The organism is Magnetococcales bacterium, from assembly GCA_015232395.1.
Taxonomy (GTDB): domain Bacteria; phylum Pseudomonadota; class Magnetococcia; order Magnetococcales; family JADFZT01; genus JADFZT01.
The window spans coordinates 1-21,002 of record JADFZT010000005.1 but is presented as its reverse complement, the minus strand read 5'-3'; the positions used below and the strand labels follow the sequence as shown (position 1 = coordinate 21,002).

16 protein-coding genes are annotated in these 21,002 nt (G+C 56.8%); 4 read left to right on the top strand and 12 right to left on the bottom strand.

All coding sequences use genetic code 11. The features are described 5' to 3' along the window. The first annotated feature begins 3 nt into the window (after positions 1-3). Together HQL52_02605 and HQL52_02600 are read left to right on the top strand one after the other, a co-directional pair. Positions 4-1,050, top strand: coding sequence for a hypothetical protein (locus tag HQL52_02605; protein ID MBF0368324.1), 1,047 nt, complete (start codon positions 4-6; stop codon positions 1,048-1,050). 20 nt (positions 1,051-1,070) lie between these two features. Further along, entirely contained in the window at positions 1,071-2,999 is a 1,929-nt protein-coding gene (locus HQL52_02600; GenBank protein MBF0368323.1) for an HAD family hydrolase, read from the top strand. A gap of 239 nt (positions 3,000-3,238) precedes the next feature. Here the strand turns inward: HQL52_02600 and HQL52_02595 are convergent, their stop codons facing one another. The 11 genes from HQL52_02595 to prfB all read right to left on the bottom strand — a co-directional run bounded on the left by HQL52_02595 (position 3,239) and on the right by prfB (position 18,837). Next, a complete protein-coding gene (locus HQL52_02595) occupies positions 3,239-4,591 on the bottom strand; it encodes an AmpG family muropeptide MFS transporter (protein MBF0368322.1) in 1,353 nt (450 codons plus the stop codon). A gap of 76 nt (positions 4,592-4,667) precedes the next feature. Further along, positions 4,668-5,087 (bottom strand): hemerythrin family protein, encoded by a 420-nt coding sequence (locus HQL52_02590; GenBank protein ID MBF0368321.1) that lies wholly within the window; start codon positions 5,085-5,087, stop codon positions 4,668-4,670. A 346-nt stretch (positions 5,088-5,433) separates the two neighbouring features. Then, positions 5,434-7,017 (bottom strand): pseudouridine synthase, encoded by a 1,584-nt coding sequence (locus tag HQL52_02585; GenBank protein ID MBF0368320.1) that lies wholly within the window; start codon positions 7,015-7,017, stop codon positions 5,434-5,436. Beyond that, positions 7,010-8,125: a tryptophan--tRNA ligase gene (gene trpS / locus HQL52_02580; protein ID MBF0368319.1), complete on the bottom strand. Its 1,116-nt coding sequence runs from the start codon at positions 8,123-8,125 to the stop codon at positions 7,010-7,012. The genes HQL52_02585 and trpS overlap by 8 nt, the downstream gene beginning before the upstream one ends. Positions 8,126-8,233: 108 nt before the next feature. Further along, positions 8,234-8,911, bottom strand: coding sequence for a site-2 protease family protein (locus HQL52_02575; protein ID MBF0368318.1), 678 nt, complete (start codon positions 8,909-8,911; stop codon positions 8,234-8,236). Positions 8,912-9,055: 144 nt separating this feature from the next. After that, positions 9,056-12,505 carry a response regulator gene (locus HQL52_02570; GenBank protein MBF0368317.1) on the bottom strand — a complete coding sequence of 1,150 codons (3,450 nt, stop codon included), beginning with the start codon at positions 12,503-12,505 and terminating at the stop codon, positions 9,056-9,058. Positions 12,506-12,703: 198 nt separating this feature from the next. Then, the gene (locus HQL52_02565; protein ID MBF0368316.1) at positions 12,704-13,768 is read right to left on the bottom strand and encodes a response regulator; all 1,065 of its coding nucleotides are present in this window, start codon (positions 13,766-13,768) and stop codon (positions 12,704-12,706) included. Further along, a complete protein-coding gene (locus tag HQL52_02560) occupies positions 13,765-14,565 on the bottom strand; it encodes an ABC transporter ATP-binding protein (GenBank protein ID MBF0368315.1) in 801 nt (266 codons plus the stop codon). Before HQL52_02560 ends, HQL52_02565 begins: the two co-directional genes overlap by 4 nt. Then, a complete protein-coding gene (locus HQL52_02555) occupies positions 14,558-15,802 on the bottom strand; it encodes a lipoprotein-releasing ABC transporter permease subunit (GenBank protein MBF0368314.1) in 1,245 nt (414 codons plus the stop codon). The genes HQL52_02560 and HQL52_02555 overlap by 8 nt, the downstream gene beginning before the upstream one ends. Positions 15,803-15,975: 173 nt before the next feature. After that, complete coding sequence (lysS, locus tag HQL52_02550) at positions 15,976-17,505, bottom strand: lysine--tRNA ligase (protein MBF0368313.1); 1,530 nt, start codon at positions 17,503-17,505, stop codon at positions 15,976-15,978. A 230-nt stretch (positions 17,506-17,735) separates the two neighbouring features. After that, positions 17,736-18,837, bottom strand: a protein-coding gene (gene prfB / locus HQL52_02545) for a peptide chain release factor 2 (GenBank protein ID MBF0368312.1) whose coding sequence is annotated in 2 segments (ribosomal slippage) — positions 17,736-18,767 and positions 18,769-18,837 — 1,101 coding nt in all. Because the reading frame shifts where the segments join, the coding sequence is not laid out codon by codon here. A 228-nt stretch (positions 18,838-19,065) separates the two neighbouring features. Here prfB and HQL52_02540 point away from each other — a divergent pair. Continuing rightward, positions 19,066-19,371, top strand: a complete 306-nt coding sequence (locus tag HQL52_02540) for a YciI family protein (GenBank protein ID MBF0368311.1) — start codon at positions 19,066-19,068, stop codon at positions 19,369-19,371. Between the two features lie 223 nt (positions 19,372-19,594). Here the strand turns inward: HQL52_02540 and HQL52_02535 are convergent, their stop codons facing one another. Further along, positions 19,595-20,071 carry a putative molybdenum carrier protein gene (locus tag HQL52_02535; protein MBF0368310.1) on the bottom strand — a complete coding sequence of 159 codons (477 nt, stop codon included), beginning with the start codon at positions 20,069-20,071 and terminating at the stop codon, positions 19,595-19,597. A 267-nt stretch (positions 20,072-20,338) separates the two neighbouring features. Between HQL52_02535 and HQL52_02530 the strand changes: the two genes are divergently transcribed. Next, entirely contained in the window at positions 20,339-20,653 is a 315-nt protein-coding gene (locus HQL52_02530) for a nitroreductase family protein (GenBank protein ID MBF0368309.1), read from the top strand. Positions 20,654-21,002: the final 349 nt, after the last annotated feature.

Here is a 21,002-nt window from a genome sequence, read left to right as displayed (position 1 = left end):
CCCATGGTGGAAAAAAAATATGTCGTTGTGTGGAGCGCACTCATCGCACTCCTGTTCGCCGCAGTCCTCACCACCAACTGGCTGATGGATCCCTACCGGCTGCACCAGGGGGAGGTGCATCGTTTTGCCACTGCCGTTGAGCCCAACACCCGATTTTTAAAGCTGAATTATTTAAAGGAGCACTGCGGGGAATTCGACGCCATTCTCTTTGGCACCTCCCGGGATGCCCTTTACGACAGCCGCTATTTTGATCGCCTGTTCAACACCCGCGCCTATAACTTCAGCGTCAACGGCGAAAGCCTCACCGGCATGCTGAAAAAGCTGGAGTGGCTGCTCTCCCGGGGGTGTCGCCCCGAGCGGATATTGATCCCCCTCTCCTTTGATCACATCACCCTCACCGACTATGCCCACGATCACAACGACCTCATTCGCCTGGAGCCTCCGGAGATCAATCCGGCTATTGGCTGGAGTGATCTGTTTGTAAAGTATTATTTTAATGCCGATGTCTTTCTCTTCAACCTCAACCTGATCGCAGCTGATCTGACCGGCACATTTCCTGAAACCCGTTTTGATTATGATTTGACCCGGGGGAATGTCAGCTATCACTGGGACCATACGTTTTCCATCGATCCCTGCCCACCCGCCACAAAAAAACTCAAAAATTCAGAAATACGTCGCTATCACAACAAGCTGAGAGAGATCATCCGCACCGCCCACAACCACGACATCACCCCCACCGTGGTGCTGAGCCCCGCACCCATTGGCCTGCTGATGCGCCACGATCCCCAGGCCATGCGGGAATATCTCTACCAACTGGCAGAGTTCGTCCCCTTCATTCAGCGGCTGCCCCTTGAGGATGAACGTCAAGCCCATAGCGATCATTTTCACGATTTTTTGCACCCCAAAGCCCCTTTGCTGCATGATGCTTTGATACCATCCAATGGGATTCCCACCCTGCAATTGATCGATGAACTGCAAGCCCGGCGGGAGATGTGTGCGGCATCTGCTGCTTCCACGGCATCTGCTGAAACCATTGAATCATCCACCTGACCCGTAAGGAGGGATTGGCCATGGAGATGGCAAAGATGCCCTGGCTCCCCGAGCCTCCCCCAGATTTTCAGGCCCGCTGCAAAGCGCTGCGGCTGGGAGAAGGGATTGATGGCAGTGAGCTGATTCATCTGGCCCAGCATCGCCTGGACCTCAACCAATTGATTCTCCTGGGCCGAACGCTCCAAGCCCTTCGCCAGCGCGCCCAGGGCACACCCAAGGGCTTGACTCCCTTCCGCCTGGGAGTGACCGGTCATGCCACCTTGAATCTATTGGCGGGGGCGCTGCCTGGGGCGGGTTTGCGCTACGGCCTTGATCTCACGGTGATCCCCTCCGGTTTTGGTCAGCTGGCCCAGGAGGCTTTGGATCCCAGCTCCACCCTCAACCAGGCCCGGGCTGACGGGGTCTATATTCAGATGGATCACCGGGGGCTGCCCTTTTTGGATCCCCTCTCAGCACCTGAAAAGAATGCGACGGTCAATTCGGAATCAGCACAAACCCCGGATGCACCAGCCACCGACACCCCTTGGAATCATCTAAAGACCCTGCACCACCATTTGATCGATCACGGAGCCAAATCGGTCATTCTGGAGACCATTCCCACCCCGCCGGAACCCCTCTTCGGCAGCTTCGATGCCTGCCACCCCGCAAGCCTGCAACGCCAAATCCAGGATTTCAACCAGCAGCTCACCCGCCATACGCCCGAGGGCTGCTTTGTTCTCGATACCGCTTCCCTGGCGGAGGGGGTGGGGCTCTACAGCTGGTTCGACCCCATGCAGTGGCACTGGGGAAAAATGCCCTTTGCCCAATCGATGATTCCCCTGGCGTGCGATCATCTCTCCCGGCTCATTGCCGGGATCAGGGGCCGCAGCCGCAAATGTCTGGTGCTGGATCTGGACAACACCCTCTGGGGTGGAGTGATCGGGGATGATGGTTTGGAAGGGATTCGGCTGGGACAGGGAAGTGCAGAGGGGGAGGCTTTTGTGGCCATGCAGCGCCATGCCCTCAACCTGCAAAGACGGGGGGTGATTCTGGCGGTCTGCTCCAAAAACGACCAGGAGACCGCCCTTCTGCCTTTTCGCCACCATCCGGAGATGATCCTGAAGGAGGAGCACATCGCCCTCTTTGTGGCCAATTGGCAGGACAAGGCCACCAACCTGGAAGAGATCGCCGCCACCCTCAACATCGGTCTTGACGCCCTGGTGCTGGCCGACGACAACCCCGCAGAGCGGGCCCAGGTGCGCGGAGCGCTCCCCCAGGTAGGGGTGCCCGAACTCCCCGAAGATGCCTCCCTCTATCCCCGCTGGATCAACGCCGGGGGCTATTTTGAGGCGATCGCCTTCACCGCGGACGATCAACAACGCACTCACCAGTATCAGGGCAATCTCAAGCGCCAATCTCTACAAAAAACCACCCGCTCCCTGGATGATTTTTTACAGGCCCTGCAGATGTCCGCCCAGATAACCCCCTTCAACCCCCTGGAGATCCAGCGCATCACCCAGCTGATCAACAAAACCAATCAGTTTAATCTCACCACCCGTCGTCGCACGGAAGCGGAAATTCGTGCCGTGATGGAAAATCCCCATTTTACCACCTGGCAGATGCGCCTGACGGATCGCTTTGGCGACAACGGCCTGATCAGCCTGGTGATCTGCCGCCGCCAACAGACAAACTGGGAGATCGACACCTGGCTCATGAGCTGCCGGGTGATCAATCGCCAGGTGGAAAAAGCCCTCTTTATCCAGCTCCTGCACCAAGCCCGAGCGCTGGGGATCAAGCGCCTCACAGGCCGCCACATCCCCACCCCCCGCAACGGCCTGGTGAAAGAGCACTATGCCCAACTCGGCTTTACCCCTTTTGAAGCGTGCAGCGGCAAAACGGAGTGGCATTTTGATACCGACAAGCCTCCCCCTCCCGCTCCCCCCATCCACCTTGTGACCGATCCGGCCTGACAGAAATCCGCCAACCTGTATGCTATTCAACACCCACCTTTTTATCTTTTTGTTTCTGTCAGTAACCCTTACCGGCTATTAGGGTTATTCTAAACCAATAGGGCACATCGTGGTCGCTTTGGTGAAAAAACAAGATCAAAAGACAAACCGTGGGCGCTGCCCACACCCGGCAGGGTGATAATCACCCTGCACCCGTGGCAATAAAGTCAAGATCAGGATAGCCATGAACAGCCATCCAGCTATCCGGATGAAGAGTGCGACACCTCCCCCGAATCCTCTGGAAAGCGCCGTATCATCCACCAAAGCACCACCAGCCCTGGGACCGCAGCGCCTGTGGTGATGAGAAAAAATCCCACCCAATCCAGATGATCCGCCACCCACCCACCGGAAGAGGCCAGCAACGTGCGACCGAAAGCCATGAACGACGATAGCAGCGCATACTGGGTCGCGGTGTAGGCGACGTTGCAGAGGCTCGACAGATAAGCCACGAAGGCGGCTGTTCCCATGCCCCCGCTTAAATTTTCAATAGCAATCGTGAGTGTCAGCATGGACAGATTGTGACCCACCATCGCCAGCACCACAAACATCAGGTTGGAAAGCATCTGTAGAATGCCGCACCAGACCAGGCTCTTAAGGATCCCCATCCGATTGACCATCACCCCCCCCACCACCGTGCCGACAAGGGTGGCAGCAAATCCGAATACCTTGGAAATGTTGGCAATTTCAATTTTGGTGAAAGCCAGGTCCACATAAAAGGGATTGCTCATCACCCCGGCCAGAGCATCGCCAAATTTATAGAGCAGGATAAAGAGCAGGATCATGCCCCAGCTGGGCCGGGTCATGAATTCAGCAAAAGGGCTCACCACCGCGCCATGCAGCCACTGAAAAGCCCGCTGCCACCCCTCGCTCATGCCGGAAAAGCCTTTGATCCAAGCGGCTGATTTTTCTTCCTGTGCCCGGGCGTCGGCAGAAGGCTTTTGATCCGGTTCCGGATTGAGCAAAATCGTTACCATCCCCACCCCGATCAGAGCAGCCATGACGGCGTAGGTGACAAACCAGCTGGTAAAGGTGGCCAGATAGAGCGCCCCAGCCCCCGAAACCAACATGCCGATGCGATAGCCCAGAACGATCATCGCAGCCCCGGCCCCATATTGGCGCTCCTCCAATATTTCCACCCGATAGGCATCGATCACGATATCCTGGCTGGCGGAGCAAAAGGCGGTCAGCAGGGCAAAGAGAGCGGTGAGTCCCGGATCCACCGCCGGATCGGTCAGACCAAGACCCAGGATGGACCCGATCAACCCCAACTGGGTAAATATCGCCCACCCCCGCCTGCGCCCCAACCAACGGGTCAAAAAGGGCAGAGGCATGCGATCGATCAGGGGAGACCAGAGAAATTTCAGGGTGTAGGGGGTGCCAGCCAGGGCAAACAGGCCGATGGTGGTGCGGCTCACCCCATATTCAGCCATCCACAGGGAGAGGGTGCCAAAGGTGAGGGCCAGGGGAAGACCGGAGGAAAATCCCAAAAAAAGGATCGCCACCACCCGCCGTTCCAGATAGACAGCGGAAGCCTCGATCCATTTTTGAACCATGACAGCTGCTCTCCATCCGGTTTGGGACCATCATAGGGTCCGGGCTAAGGCTGTGGCCATCTTACAGGCTCAATACTCAGCGCACACCACACTTTTCCAAGTGGGGACAATATTTTTTATCCATCCCCTGGATGTGCAGAAAAAGCCAATCTTCCAGAAAGACCATCAGCTCCCGGGCTTTTTCCGGGCCGGGATTTTCCACCAAAAACTCCTCCCGATAAACACGCACCTTGCGACGCATGAACCGGTGCACCTCCTGGTGCTGAAAAAGACCCGGATAGCCATGCTTGTCCAGCAGCGTCTCCTCCCGCTTGAAGTGATAAGCGGTATAGTCGATCAAGGCTTCCCACAGCTTGGTCAATTCTCTGATTTCTCTGGATTCGGCCATGGCCAAGCCCAGCTCGTTGATCATGTCGAGCAGTTTTTTATGCTCCATGTCCAACACTTCAACATCCACATTGAACCGGTCATCCCACGGTATCGCTCGAAATTCCATTTAAAGTCCATCTCCTTGGAACGGGGGCCCCCTCCCCGGAAAATCACGTATATATTCACGTTCGTCACGATTCGTCAAATGACGTTTTGTAACAACGGGCCGTTTCAACAGGAAGATAGAACAAGAAAATGGCCAAAAATGAGCCACACTTCGGTTGGCCAATCGGCTCAAACATGGCGGGGCAAAAAAATGCAACCTATTGTTTGTTATTGCCTTTCTGACGGCCTAAAAAAAACACCTTCCTTGAAAAAGTAAACTCCAATCCCATTCAAGCGCCAAACTGGACCCAACTTTACTGAATCAAATTTTTTTTAGGCAATCAATTTCATTGTCACAAACTCAGACTTTATTGGCCGGAAGGTTTACCACCTTTCCCTCGATGACGTGGCGATTTTGAGCCGCTGCCACCTTTGAATTTCGAGCCTCCACCTTTGGATTTCTGGCCACCCTCTTTAAATTTTGAGCCACCACCACTTTTAAACTTTGAACCACTCCCACCGCCACGGGCCGGTTTCGAATCTCCTCCGCTACGGAAGGATTTCCGATCTCCACTGCCACCGTCGCTACGGGAAGATTTCGAATAGCCACCACCGCCATCACTACGGGCCGGTTTCAAATCTCCTCCGCTACGGAAGGGTTTCCGATCTCCACTGCCACCATCGCTACGGGAAGATTTCGAATAGCCACCACCGCCATCACTACGGGCCGGTTTCGAATCTCCTCCGCTACGGAAGGGTTTCCGATCTCCACTGCCACCATCGCTACGGGCCGGTTTCGAATCTCCTCCGCTACGGAAGGGTTTCCGACCGCTGCTCTCACCATCGCTACGGGAAGATTTCGAGTAGCCACTACCGCCATCACTACGGGCAGGTTTTGAATCACCACCGCTACGAAAGGGTTTCCGGCCGCTGCTCTCACCATCTCTCTTTGGGGGCTTCATCCCCACCGCACCCTCATCAGGCTTTTTGGTTTCATCTCCCGATGGATAGGGGGTGTTGGATCGGCCCTGATAAGCAGGTTTGGGGGTATTGGAGCGCCCCTGATAGGGACGTTTAACCGAATCCCCGCGTCCTCTGGATCCCCCCGCTGATAATTTACCGGGATCCGAAGTGGAATCACCTGGGGAAGTCCCGTCATCTCCCAGCCCCCCACCAACCTTGGCAAGAGAGTCCCCATCGATTTGGGGCTTGGCCTTGGGTGCTGCCTGGGCCGCCTCCATCAACCGTTTCATCTCATCCCGATTGGTCTCCCGCCAGCGACCCCGCTCCAACTCTCCCAGGGTCACCCCCCCATAGGAGATGCGGATCAAGCGGTTCACCTCCATCTCGAAGGCCTCAAAAAAACGCCGCACCATGCGGTTGCGACCCTCTTTGAGGGTAATCGTCAGCCAGCTGTTGGCCCCCGGCACCTGATCGAGAACCACCTGCACCGGTCCCGTCGGGCCATCTTCCAGTTGCGCCCCCTGTTGCAGCCTGGCCAACATTTCGTCATCCACCCGACCATGAACCCGCACCCGATAGACCCGCTCCACCTCCCGGCTGGGATGCATCAGGCCATGGGCCAGACGACCGTCGTTGGTGAGGAGCAGAAGCCCTTCGGAGTTATAGTCGAGACGCCCCACCGAGATCAGCCGCCCGGTGCCTTTGGGAAAAAGATCAAAAATGGTCGGACGCCCCTCCGGATCCCGCCGGGTACAGAGATAACCGGTGGGCTTGTTGAGGAGCAGCACCCGATAGCGACTGACAGCCCGCTGCACCACCCGGCCATCCACCGCCACCCGATCCCCCGGCATCACCCGGCTGCCCTGCCCGGAAACCACCTCGCCGTTGACCGATACCCGACCCGCCTCAATCCACCGCTCTCCCTCCCTGCGGGAGCAGAGTCCAGCTTCAGCCAGCCATTTTTGGAGCCGTAAACCCGGGTCAGCCACGGAAACGCCTCGTATCCAAGGGTAGACCCAAAGCATCCATCACCTTTTTCATGGTGGCTTCCGCCCGGGCACCGGCCCGCTGGGCTCCATCAGCCAAAATGCGTTCCAGCTCCGCCTGGTCTCCCCGCAAGGCGTGGTAACGCTCCCGCACCGGGGTGAGCAACTCAATCACCGCTTCTCCAGTCTCCACCTTCAGTTTGCCATACATATTGTGGCTGAAATGAGCCAAGGCTTCCTCTTCACTTTTATCCAACACCACCCGCCAAATATTGAGCAAGTTCGCTACCCCCGGTTGGTTTTCCTCATCGTAGCGAATCACCCCTTCGCTGTCGGTGACCGCCTTTTTGAATTTTTTCAGAATTTTTTTCGGCTCATCCAAGATCATCACTTTGGCCAAATCCGAAGGGGCGGTCTTGGACATCTTTTTGGTGGGCTCCTGGAGATCCTTCACCCGGGCTCCCCCCTTGGGAATCATGGGGTCAGGCACCTGGAAAACCGGGCCATATTGACCGTTAAAACGGGTGGCGATATCCCGGGAAAGCTCCAGGTGCTGTTTTTGATCATCCCCCACCGGCACCTTGTGGCTGCCATAGAGCAAAATATCCGCCGCCATCAATACCGGGTAGGTGAAGAGCCCGGCATTGATGTTTTGCTTGTGGCGCTGGGCCTTGTCCTTAAACTGCGTCATCCGCTCCAACTCCCCCACCTGGGTGAAGGTGGAGAGGAGCCAGGCCAGCTCGGCATGGGCGGGCACATGGCTCTGGATAAAAATAATGCTCTTCTGGGGATCAATGCCACACGCCAGATAGAGGGCGGCCAGGTCGTGGATGCGACGACGAAATTCTACGGGATCCTGACGCACGGTGAGGGCGTGGAGATCCACCACACAAAAGATGCAGTCACTCTCCTCCTGCACCGCCACCCAGTTACGCAGAGCCCCCAGATAGTTGCCCAGGGTCAACTCCCCCGTAGGTTGGGCACCGCTCAAGACAATGGGGCGGGAAGGGCTGTTTTCGGTCGTCACGTTATTTCTCCGGTGTTGCGGAAGGTTCGATTGGGAAGCTGGCGGTAAAACCGACAAGATCAGCCGGTTCCACCTGCCGGTCATCGGCTTCAGATCAGACAAAATATTTTCGTTTCAACTCAAGCTTCAGAGGTATCCATCAAGAAAAACGGCACACCTTCAAAGCGTCGTTCCATCTCTATTTTTACGCGGTCAGAGGAGCCCGGCCATCTCCATGAAAAAGCGGTTCAGAGAGACCATCACCGGCCAGATGATTTTGCCCAACAAACCGCTGAAGGCCAAAATCATGATAATGGGCAGGCCATAACGCTCAAGCCCTGCGAGTTTGCGGTCATAGGGGGAGGGCAACAGCGCCACCGCCACCCGCCCACCATCCAACGGGGGTAACGGTAACATGTTGAAGACGGCCAGTAACACGTTCATCTGTATCGCCGCCAACAGCATCTGCGCCATGGGCAGCATAAAAAAATCGGGCAAGAGCAGGACCAGCCGAAACAGCATGGCGCACAAAAGCGCCAGAGCCAGATTCATCAGCGGCCCCGCCACAGAGACCCAAAACATCGCCATCCGTAGGGATCCCCGCCGAAAATTACGGGGATTGATCGGCACCGGCTTGGCCCCACCAAACACAAACGGGTGGCCCGTAGTGAGCAGAGAAGTAGCCAACATTAAACCCGGAATCAGAATGGTCCAGACCGGATCGATGTGGGGCAAGGGGTTCAAGGTCAAACGCCCCATCACCCGGGGGGTTGAATCCCCGAACCGAACGGCCATAAAACCGTGGGCCCACTCATGGAGGGTGATGGCAAAAATGATCCCCGGTGCCCAGATGATGATATCGGAAATCAACTCGGTCAGTTGGCTGTTCATTGAGATTTCCAGAAACAAAAGGCCTCCCGGAATCAGACAGGGAGGCTGGGCTTTAAGTTCAATCCAGTATATTTCTCAGTGAGGTGGTCCGAAAGAGGGCTCCAAGAGGATCAAGCCCGCGAATCAGCTGACATCCAAATCCACTCACCGCACAGAGAGCTTGGCGGCATCATCCAGAGCGGCCAACAGCTCGGAAACCTCCAGGGGTTTGGTCAGATAGCGAAAAAATCCGGCGGCCATCCCTTGTCGGATTTCCGACGGAGAGGAAAGTACACTCAACGCCACCACCGGAATATGTCGGGTTCGGGAATCCTTTTGTAGCCGCTCCAACACCTGAAAACCATTCATTCCGGGAAGGTTGATATCCAGAAGGATCAGATCAGGGCGTCGAACCCGGGCCAGGTCGAGCCCCAGATTGGCAGCCGGTGCCGCCAGCAACTCCACCCCGGCACGCCTTTTTAAAAGTTGCCCCACCAGCTTCAGGTTGGCCGGGTTATCCTCCACATAGAGTACCGTAAAGGTATTTTTGGTTCCCCACTTTTTCCTCTCCGAACCGGCACCATCCTCACTATCCTCACTGCCATCCAGACTCAACAACAATACCAGATCAATCCAGAAGGTACTCCCCTCCCCCTCCCGGCTTTCGACATTGATGGTTCCCCCCATCAGCTCCACCAACCGCTTGCTGATAGCGAGCCCTATCCCCGTTCCCCCCAGATCAGACTCCTCGGCCCCCAGGCGATTGAAAGGCTCGAACACCTGGTCGATGACGGCAGCGGGAATACCCCGCCCCGTATCCGAAACGGTAATCCGCACCCGAGCATTCTCCCCCTCTTTCGAAGCCTCCGAAACCCGGGCACAGCAGATGGAGACCCCCCCCTCCTCTTCATTATATTTAATCGCGTTGGAAAGGAGATTGAGCAGCACCTGTTTTAAGCGGGTTCGATCCGCCTGGACCATGAAGCGATCACAGTGACAAGAGGGGTCCGGCACCGAAAAGGTGATACCCCGTTTATTGGCCAGGGAAGAGACCAGGCTCAAACAATCCTCCACCACATCCCGCAGGGCCACCTCCTCCAGAGTAATCTGGACCCGCCCCGCCTCAATCTTGGCCAGATCGAGAATTTCATTGATCAGGGAGAGCAGATGGTTACCCGCCTTGATGATCTCCTCCACACTCTCCAACTGGGATTCACTCAACGGCTCCAGGGGATCGGACTCCAACAACTGCGCAAACCCCAACACCGCATTCATCGGCGTGCGCAACTCGTGGCTCATGCTGGAAAGAAAAAGGGATTTGGCGCGGTTGGCCTTTTCCGCCGACTCCTTGGCCAGGCGCAGTTCGGTCTCCACCCGCTTACGGGGGGTGATATCACTCACCACACCGGTATACATCCGTTTTCCACCCAGGCCAAAGGAGCCCCCTGAAAACCACAGGGGAATCCGGCTGCCATCCTGGTGAATCCCTTCCAGTTCACAGCCACCACCACACCCCTCACCCTCCTCATCAGAGGCGAGACAGGCCAGCGGCAACCCCCCTTCGGTCGCCCCTGGGGGTAGATTGAACAGCCGGGTCGTCGGTTCACCCAGAAGCTCCCGGGCACTCAAGCCAAAGATGCATTCTGCGGCCGGATTGAAAAGCTCGATACGCCCCTCTTCGTTGGTGACGATAATCCCTTCCCGGGCGCTGGCGACAATGGCCCGAAGGCGATTTTCGTTCTCCTCCAGAGTCTCCTCAGCCATTTTCCATTCGGTAATGTCCCGGCTATAGAGGTGTCCCACCCCCATATCCCCCACCCCATGGATCACCAAATGATAGTGGCGCCCACCCATTTCAGTCACCAGTGCCACCTCCTGGTCATCCCGGATCAGGGCATCCAGACGCACCCCCGCCAACCCCGGCACCACCTGTCCCAGGTGCTGCCCGCTTTTTTCGATCACCCCAAACAGGGAGGTTGCTGCGGGATTGACCTCCAGGATGATCCCCTCCCGGTCAAAGCGCAGCACCGGCTCCGGGTTCATCACCGCAAAAAGCGCCATGCCCCGGGCCTCTTCCTCAGCCCGCTTTTGACGACTGATATCGGTAAAAATAGCGACAAATTCCAACGGCTGACCCGCTTCGTCCAGGAAGGGCACGATGGTCCCATCCACCCAAAAATGGCTCTGATCCTTGCACCGGTTGCGAATTTGGCCGTGCCACACCTGCCCCTGGCTGATGGTTTGCCACATCTGCTCAAAAAAGACCGGCGGGTGATCATCCGAACGCAGCAGGCTGAAATCCTGACCGATGATTTCTTGAGGGGAATAGCCGCTGATCTGGCAAAACCGCTGGTTGACGAAGGTGATCCGCCCCCGAATATCGGTCGCGCAGACACTGGCGTGATGGTTCAGAGCAAACTGCATGTTTTCCAACTCCTGCAAGGATGCATGCAGGTGTTCGGTGACCTGAACCCGATTGCGGTTTTTGCGGATGCGGCCCAAAACCGCCTGAACCAGTGCAGCGGGACGGATCGGCTTGATCAGGTGATCCTCGTGGGCCAGATTACGGTCGGAAAGACGACGACCCAAATTTTGCTCTGCGGAAACAAACAAAACCGGCAGGTTGGCATACCCCGGATGCTGGCGTAGCACACAGGCCAGCTCGATGCCGTTACACCCTGGCATGAAGAGATCCAACACCACCAACTCCGGATCAAACCGGGCCATCTCCTCAAGCACCTGGGCGGGCTGATTGAGGGTGGCCACCTCCATGCCGCTACGCTGGAGAATGGTGCGATAGAGCGCCGAAAGGGCGTCGTCATCATCCACCACCAGCACCCGAAAAGGCCGCTCCACCGGTTCCCGACTCCAAGGGGCGATGTTGCGCACCAGCTTATGCAGATCCACCGGTCGAGGATAAAAATGGGTAGAGCCCAGCCGCACGGCAGCCAGGCGGATATCGAGATCCTCCCGATCAGCCACCACCGCCATGGGTACCGGGGTGTGTTTGAGGTTGTGGGGATCCGGCGAAAAAAGGGCCGTCAAAGCGGGCAGATCAACCCCGTCCAGGTCGATAATGATACCCACTGGGGAAATTTCATGGCTTCGCCGATGTAACACTTCCAAAGAGTCACAACGCTCCGGGGAGCAGGCCCGCTTCTGAATTTCCCGGGCCAAATTTTCAGCCCAGAGGTCATCGGTAGAATAAAACAGCACCGGGCGGCTGGGATGAAAAGCCTCGATCTGATAGTGGATGGGATTGTGGGAGGGGGCATTTTCCCGCCCATCGGCAATCACCTTGGCCATTCGGCCCAATTCCATCAGATGGGCTTTGAGCCAGGCCAGCGCCTCCCCGGTCAGGGTATCCCGATTTTCCATCCACTTGCGAACCAGCAGGGTGACCGGTCGAATCAAGCCACTGATTTCTGGATAGTCAAAAGAGGCAGCGGTTCCCAGCAGACCATGGGAGAGGACGTGAATCTCCTCCAGCGCCGAGCCGTTGGCTTCCCCCGCTTGCAGCTCATGGCCCACCTCGACCATCCGCTGAATCTTGCCAGGCAGGCCTGAGGCAAAACGACTTCTGAGCTGTTGAAATTGTTCCTGAAAGCTCACCACGGACAACTATCCCCTGAAAATTTTTGCATAACCAATAATTCTTGGTACACAGAGGCTTGAAAAATGCTGTCGATCCTCCCCGGCAGGGAAGCGATCAAATCACTCTCAATATTTTCCTAAAAACGCACTTCTCAGGCAGAAACAGACCTCCTGAGATCGTGATCACAGGCACCTCTCTTGGCCCCTGAAAACTGATTTTCACCCCGGATCGGCAAATTCCTTTTGAATCTCCAGCATCTCTGGCAGTGACTTGTCGAAGCTCGCGATAAAATCAGGATCGAACTGCCGACCAGCCTGGGCGCGGATTTCTGCCACAGCCTCTTCCAGAGTCCAGGGTTTTTTATAAGGCCGCTCTGAAAGCAGGGCATCAAACACATCGGAAACACTGGCAATCCGGGCTTCGGGGGGAATCTGCTCACCGGCAAGCCCCAAGGGATATCCCGAACCATCCCAGCGTTCGTGGTGGCTCATGGCGATCTGGCGAGCGGTTTCCATCAGGCGATCTTCACTACCGGCCAACAGAGCCGCACCAATAGAGGTATGGGACTGCATCACTTCCCACTCCTCAGCCGTCAGCTTGCCGGGTTTGAGCAGCACCCGGTCGGGAATCCCCAGCTTACCCACATCGTGCATGGCGCTGGCATTCAGAATCAACTCGCTATCGGCTTTGTTCCAACCAGCGTTGCGGGCGATCACCTCGGTGCATTTGCTCATGCGAATGATGTGCAGGCCGGTTTCGTTGTCCCGATATTCCGAAGCACGACCCAGACGGCGGATGAGATCAAGCCGGGCCTGATAGAGCGCCTCGGTACGCTTGCGGACCTTCTCCTCCAGTTGCAGATTGTGATCCCGCACCTCCCGATGCAAAAGCCGCACTTCCAGGAGATTGCGAATACGGGAGAGTACCTCCAGCCGGTCGAAGGGTTTGGTGAGAAAATCCCTGGCGCCCCCTTCCAGAGCCCGCACCCGGGTTTCCCGATCGGTCTGGGCGGTGAGTACCAATACCGGAATGTAACCCTCCTTCTCGATCTCCGCCAGCCGGGCCATCACTTCGAAACCGTCCATCACGGGCATGCGGATATCCAGCAACACCAGATCGAAACCCTGCTCCCCATAAAGCCGAACCCCCTCCTGGGGGTCGGTGGTGGAAGTGACGTTGGTGTAGCCGGAACTGCGCAGCAGCTTTTCCAGGAGTTTTACATTGGGAAACTGATCATCGACGATGAGAATCCGAGCCTGTTTGAGGAGCAATTCCACGTTCACGATTCCATCTCCACTGGGACATCTTCCACCAGACGGCCATCGGAAATACGTACCCGGCGACCAATGGCGCCTGCCAATTCATGGTTATGGGTCACAATCAGGCAGGTCAAACCCCGTTCCCGGTTCAGACGCTTGAGAAGGTCGAAAACCCCCAAAGCGTTCTGACGATCCAGATTACCGGTGGGCTCGTCTGCCAGCAGCAGATCAGGCTTGGTCACAATGGCCCGGGCAATGGCTACCCGCTGCTGTTCCCCACCCGAAAGCTCTCCCGGCTTGTGGTGGAGTCGATGATCAAGCCCTACTTCAGCCAAGGCCTGTTTGGCCTGGTCGGCGGCGCTTTTGTGATCCATGCGACCGATCAGGAGGGGCATCAGGACATTTTCCAAGGCGTCAAATTCCGGCAGCAACCGATGAAACTGATAGATAAAACCGATACGTCGGTTGCGCAGTGCCGCCCGCTGGGGACTGGAAAGATCGAAAAGCGCTTTTCCATCCAGCTCCACACGCCCGGAAGTGGGATGGTCCAATCCCCCCAGGATCTGGATCAGGGTACTCTTCCCCGAGCCGGAAATGCCCAGTAGAGCCGCCATCTCTCCCCGGTAGAGATCCACATCAATCCCCTGGAGAACCGTCACCTCCTGGGCCTGGGTGAAAAAGGTTCGGGTCACGCCCCGAGCCCTGAGCAGGGGAGTATCGCTTCGGCTGGCAGGGGGATTTTTTTCCAGCCCGTCCAGGGAATTTTCCACCAACCCACCGGTGGATTTTACCGGAGTCTTGATCTCAGGGGAATCACTCATAGCGCAGGGCATCCACCGGGTCCACCCGGGCGGCCCGCCAGGCCGGATAGAGGGTTGCAAGAAGGCTGATCACAAGGCTCAATCCCGTCACCCAAGCAACATCGGCAAAGGTCACCACACTGGGTAGATGGTCGATATAGTAGACATCTCCCGAAAGGATCTGGATATCGAAAAGTTTTTCGATAAAGCCCAATGCCGCTTCCAGGTTGAAGGAGAGCAGCAGCCCCAGCCCCAAACCCGCCAGGGTGCCAAACAGCCCGATCACCCCGCCATTGATGACAAAAATGGCCATGATGCCGGATTCCGAAGCCCCCATGGTTTTGAGTATGGCGATATCCCGGCCCTTCTCCATCACCACCATGATCAAACTTGATACAATATTGAAAGCCGCCACCAGCACCACCAGGAGGAGGATAACGAACATGGTGGCCTTTTCAAGCTTTAATGCCCTGAAAAAGTTCCGATTCATCTGCATCCAATCCCGGATCCAAAAGGACTCCCCGAGCTTTGTCCGCAGATTTTCAGCAACACCCATGGCGAGTGCCGGCCTTTCAGCCCGCACCTCAACCCCCGTGGCCCGATCCCGCATCTGGAAAAGGGCCTGGGCGTCCGGTAGATGGATATAGGCCAGGGTGTTGTCATATTCGTACATGCCGGAGTCAAAGATACCCACCACCCGGAAGCGTTTCATCCGGGGCATGGCCCCCATCACGGTGACATTGCCCACCGGCACCGTCACCGTCACCGAATCCCGCAGCCCCACGCCGAGGGAAGAGGCCAGATGGCGACCCAGAACGATACCGAAACCGGGAATGTGGGCCACGTCGCCATATTTGATATTTTTAGCCAGGGAAGAGACTCCCCGATCCAGGGCTGGCACAATCCCCCGCACCACGGCCCCTGCGGCACGCCCCCCTGCGGAGAGAAGCGCCTGCCCCAAAATAAAGGGTGAGGCCCCCACCACCCCATCGCTCTGTTTGACCTGCTGGAGCACCCCTTCATAGCCACTCATCCGGCCCCCATAGGCCTGCACCACCACGTGGCTGGTCACCCCCAGGATCTGCTTTTGCAGCTCTGCCCGAAATCCGGTCATCACCGCCAGGACCACAATCAGCGCCGCCACCCCCAGGGCGATGCCCCCCATGGAGAGAAAGGTGATGACACCGATAAATTTTTGGCTCCGCTTGGCCTTCAGATAGCGAAGACCGATGAACCATTCATAGCGCTCTTTGAGCACACCCGCTCTCTTCCTGACCGATTCGAACACACCTTTCGATATCGATCACACCTCGACTGTTTGCCACTAGATCCACCAGATCCACCAAAACGGCTCCCCCCTGAAAAACCACCAAAACCGCCCATCACCCAAGAGGATAAATCATGCGCTGAAAAAACCAACCGCCAAACCCCTCAGGATTTACCAGCTTCCTTGGCATCGGCCTGCCTGGTATCAACCACCTCGGGTTTCAGCTGGGGAAAGAGCAGCACATCCCGGATCGCCGCAGAATCGGTCAGGAGCATCACCAGGCGGTCAATACCGATCCCCTCCCCCCCGGTCGGCGGCATGCCATACTCCAAGGCGCGGATATAGTCGGCATCATAGTGCATCGCCTCCACATCCCCCGAATCCTTGGCTTCCACCTGCTTTTGAAACCGCTCGGCCTGATCGGCAGGGTCGTTCAACTCCGAAAAGGCGTTGGCGATTTCCCAGCCGCCGATGAACAGTTCAAACCGCTCCGCCACCTCCGGCCGACTGTCGGAACGCCGGGAAAGAGGGGAGACCGAAACCGGATAGTCGATAATGAAGGTGGGCTGGATCAGGTCAGACTCCACCAACGCCTCAAACGCCTCCAGAAGCAGCTTGCCATCGTCCCAGGCGGGATCTACCGATACCCCTTTTTCCTTGAGAAAGGCCAGCAGATAATCCCGCTCCCCCACCCGCTCCGGATCAGCCCCAGCCCGCTGCACCAGGGCTTCAGAGAGGGTCAAACGGGGCCAGGGGGGCGAAAAATCGATCTCCCGCCCCTGATGGGTCACCTGACTCGCCCCATCTTTCACTGCCCGCACGATGGAAACCAGCATCGATTCGGTCAAATCCATCAGATCCCGATAGTCGGCATAGGCCTGATAAAATTCGATCATGGTGAATTCGGGATTGTGGCGAACGGAGAGCCCTTCGTTGCGAAAGTTGCGGTTGATCTCGAACACCCGCTCAAAACCGCCGACAATGAGCCGCTTGAGATACAGCTCCGGGGCGATACGCAGATAGAGATCCACATCCAAAGCGTTGTGGTGGGTGACAAAGGGCCGGGCCACCGCTCCTCCGGGGATGGGATGCATCATGGGGGTTTCCACCTCCAAAAAATCCCGCTCCACCAAAAATTCCCGGATCAGGTGAATCACCCTGGAGCGCACCCGAAAGAGATCCCGAACGCCGGGATTGACGATCAGATCGACATACCGCTGGCGATAGCGGGTCTCCAGATCCTCCAGGCCGTGCCACTTTTCCGGCAGGGGACGCACAGCCTTGGAGAGCAGTTGAAACCGCTCCACCCGAATGGTCAACTCGCCGGTACGGGTTCGAAACAGAAACCCTTCAACCCCCAGAATATCTCCCACCTCGATCTTGCGAAACACCGTACGATAGAGATCAGCTCCCACCAGATCCCGCATCACCGCGATCTGCATCCGGCCACTCTCATCTTCGATGTGGGCAAAGGTCAGCTTGCCCATATGGCGCAAAAGCATGATCCGCCCGGCGGATTTGACCCGCACATCGGCCAGGGCGGCTTCCTCTTGGAGATGATCGTGTTTTTCGGTGATACCGCCCAGGGGGTTGGCTGGTTTAAAATTGTTGGGATAAGGGTTGACGCCTGCTTCCTTCAAGGCATCGAGCTTCACTTTGCGGGCGGCGATTTGGGGGTTTTCTTCCTTGGCCATGAATCTCTTCCATAAGCGGTTTGCCGGTGTGGACCCGAGCCACGTTGCGGCATAAAAAAATCAGGTTCGATGGGTTCCTGGGTGTTCGGGCTCCCCTGGAATCGTGCTTTTGAATCCGGGCAGGGGTTTCAATCCGAAGCAGCATGGGAGGCTCAAAACGCCTCTCATCCGGATCCATTTTCCCTGATCGGCCCACGACGGCTTCCCCCCAAGCCGTCGATCCGACCGGTTTATTCGCCAATCCGGTCAGCCAGAGCCGCCTTGATAAATTCGTCCAGGTCGCCGTCCAACACGGCGTCGGCATTGCTCTTTTCCACCCCGGTACGCACATCCTTGACCATCCGGTAGGGGTGGAGCACATAGGAGCGGATCTGATGTCCCCAGCCGATATCGGTTTTGGCGTCGTTCAACGCCTTGGCGTCTTCAGCCCGCTTATCCAGCTCCAACTGGTAGAGGCGAGCCGTCAACATCCGCATGGCCTCTTCCTTGTTGCGATGCTGGGAGCGGCCACTCTGGCACTGCACCACAATCCCTGTGGGGTGGTGGGTGATGCGGATGGCGGAGGAGGTTTTATTGACGTGCTGCCCCCCTGCGCCCGAAGCCCGGTAGGTATCGATGCGCAGATCCTTATCGTCGATTTCCACTTCGATGGAATCATCGATTTCCGGATAGACATAAACCGAGCTGAAAGAGGTGTGGCGCCGGGCTGAGGCGTCAAACGGGCTGATGCGCACCAAGCGGTGAATGCCCCCCTCGGTCTTGAGATAACCGTAGGCAAAATCCCCTTCCACCCGCACACTCACCGACTTGCAGCCAGCTTCATCCCCTGGTTGATAATCCACCACCTCGGTCTTGTAGCCGTGACTTTCACAATAGCGCAGATACATCCGCAGCAGCATTTCCGCCCAGTCCTGGGATTCGGTGCCTCCAGCCCCGGGATGAATCTCAAAAAAGGCGTTATTGGCATCCACCTCCCCTGACAGCATGCGCTGTAGCTCCAGGGCCTCCACCCGGCTCAAGAGGGCATTGGCCTGATCCCGCACCTCAGCCAGCACCTCCTCATCCTCTTCTTCACCGGCCAGGGCCAACATTTCCTGGCCATCGGTCACTTCAGCCGAGAGCGCATCCCACTCGCCAATGGATTTTTCCAGCAGGCTCTTTTCCCGCATCATATCCCGGGCTCGATCAGGATTGGCCCATAGATCGGGATCTTCGCTGAGGGCATTCAGCTCCTCCAGGCGTTTTTTGCCATTGTCGTAGTCAAAGATGCCCCCTTAGGAGAACCAGCTTCTCCTGGATGGCATCGAACACCTTTTCACTTTTTTCTTCCATCAATCTGTTCTCCGTTGGATCCCTCAAGCCAGCCCTTAAGCCCGGCCCGGGTCGGCATGATTATCTTGATCCCATCCCCAACTGAAACCAACAGGCATCACCAACTGCAACCAAATCAGGTAACCCTGGCCGCAAATAATGGTTTCCACCCCAAACCCGACACTATATCATTCCCCGCGATCTGCCAAAACCCGCTTACACCACGACCACCCAGGGAGTTGATCGACCATGTATTACGCCATCATCAGTGAGGATGTGGAAAAAAGCCTGCCCCTGCGCCAGTCAGCCCGCCCAGCCCATCTGGCCCGTTTGACTGCTTTGGACCAGGAACAACGCCTTCTGGTAGCAGGCCCTTTGCCCGCCATCGATAGCGACAATCCCGGGGAAGCTGGTTTTACCGGCAGCCTGGTGATCGCACGTTTCGACTCCCTGGCCGCCGCCCAAGCCTGGGCGGATGCCGATCCCTATGTCGCCGCAGGGGTCTATGCCCGGGTGACGGTAAAGCCTTTCAAGAAAGTTTTACCCAATTCTTAGGGGAAGAGAACCCGGAAACCCAAGCTCGGCCAAGGGTGGACTACAACAAAAATAGAGCTTGGCATGGGTCACAACAAAGGAAAATTCAAGCGTGGGCCACAACGCAGGCAAAACCCGGAGTGGCCCACGCCTGAAAGGGAGAGGGTGCCAAAAGGGAGAGCTTGATCAGATCGTTGACCTGACGGCAACAAATGGAAAAAACACCAAGAGGGCTTTTCTGGATCTATTCAACCACGGTGTGCACAACGCTTTCAGGGCGTAGGGCTCGCAAAAAGGCCAGAGCCTGATCGTGGATACCCAGATTTTCGCTCTCCCGGGGGCCCGCCACGTTCAACACCTCGACCCTGTTTTGCCGTAACCAGGCTCGGGTGCCAACGATATCAGCCTCACCATCCATATCCACGATCCAGTGGGGCATACCGATGGCCTTGGCCTTCTTTTCCGTGAGCGCCGTCCCGCCACTGAGACCGCCCCGGGTCAAGATCAAGGTGCCGTCGGAATCCCGCACGTTCCAGGCGGTACGCTGGGGATAGACGGGAGCGGGGGTCTCCTTCAGGGGATAAGCCTCCGGTATCGGCCCATCCTCAGCCCGTCGTCCTCTGGGACACCACCCCCCACAGGGAATGCCACTCTCCAGGGCAAAATCCAAAGCTGCCCGATCCACACCTGTTTGCCCACCGGAAATGATTTTTCCGACCATCCATAATCTCCCGTACGGATTAACTGAGAAAAATTGAAAAAACGCCCGGGCGGGCTGAAATGGATGCAGGATAATGTCAAAAATGATCCACCAAACGTCCACTCCAGGTCAATAAAAAAACTGACGGAATAAACAACATTGAGAATTTTTTTACGCCTCCCCCCTCTCACCGCCTCTTTCAAACCACTGCCAGCCTGGGCTAAGCTTGAGTTGGGTCGTCTCGACCCGGCAAGCCCCCCTTCATGGACCCTTATCCAGGAGCGTGACATGGATACCTTGGAAGCCATAGCGACCCGGCGTGCAGTCAAACATTTCGACCCCCAGCACCAGATGAGCCCGGCCCAGATCGATCAACTCCTCAATCTGGCCATTCTCTCCCCCACCGCCTTCAACATCCAACACTGGCGGTTTGTGTTGGTTCGAAACCCTGAACTGCGTCAAAAAATCCGCAACGTTGCCTGGGATCAGGCCCAGGTCACAGACGCCTCCCTGCTGGTCATTCTCTGTGCCGACCTGAAAGCCTGGGACAAAGAGCCACAACGCTATTGGCGTGAGGCCCCCAAAGAGGTGCAGGATTTGTAACTATTCAGCACCCTGCCGCAAATAAGACTTGACAGCCTTTTTGGTCTGAAAATGTTTTGCTGACTTCGTAGAGAGTATCCCTGTGTTTTCCCTCACAGGCAATCCTGAGAGGCGCTATTCGCCCTGATTAATGTGGCGTGCAGGGGGGGCTATACCCGAAACGCGATTTCGCCACATACGGTCTTCCAAGGCCGGAAATTTCCTCATAAAAAACCGTGATAAACTGTTCATATGGACAACGACATGGGAACAAACTGGTGACCATCGACAACATCGACGTCGAAGCAATGGTGCGCAAGCTTAGGGAACAAATGGCGCGGGAGACAAATCTTTCCCCCGCCATGACCTC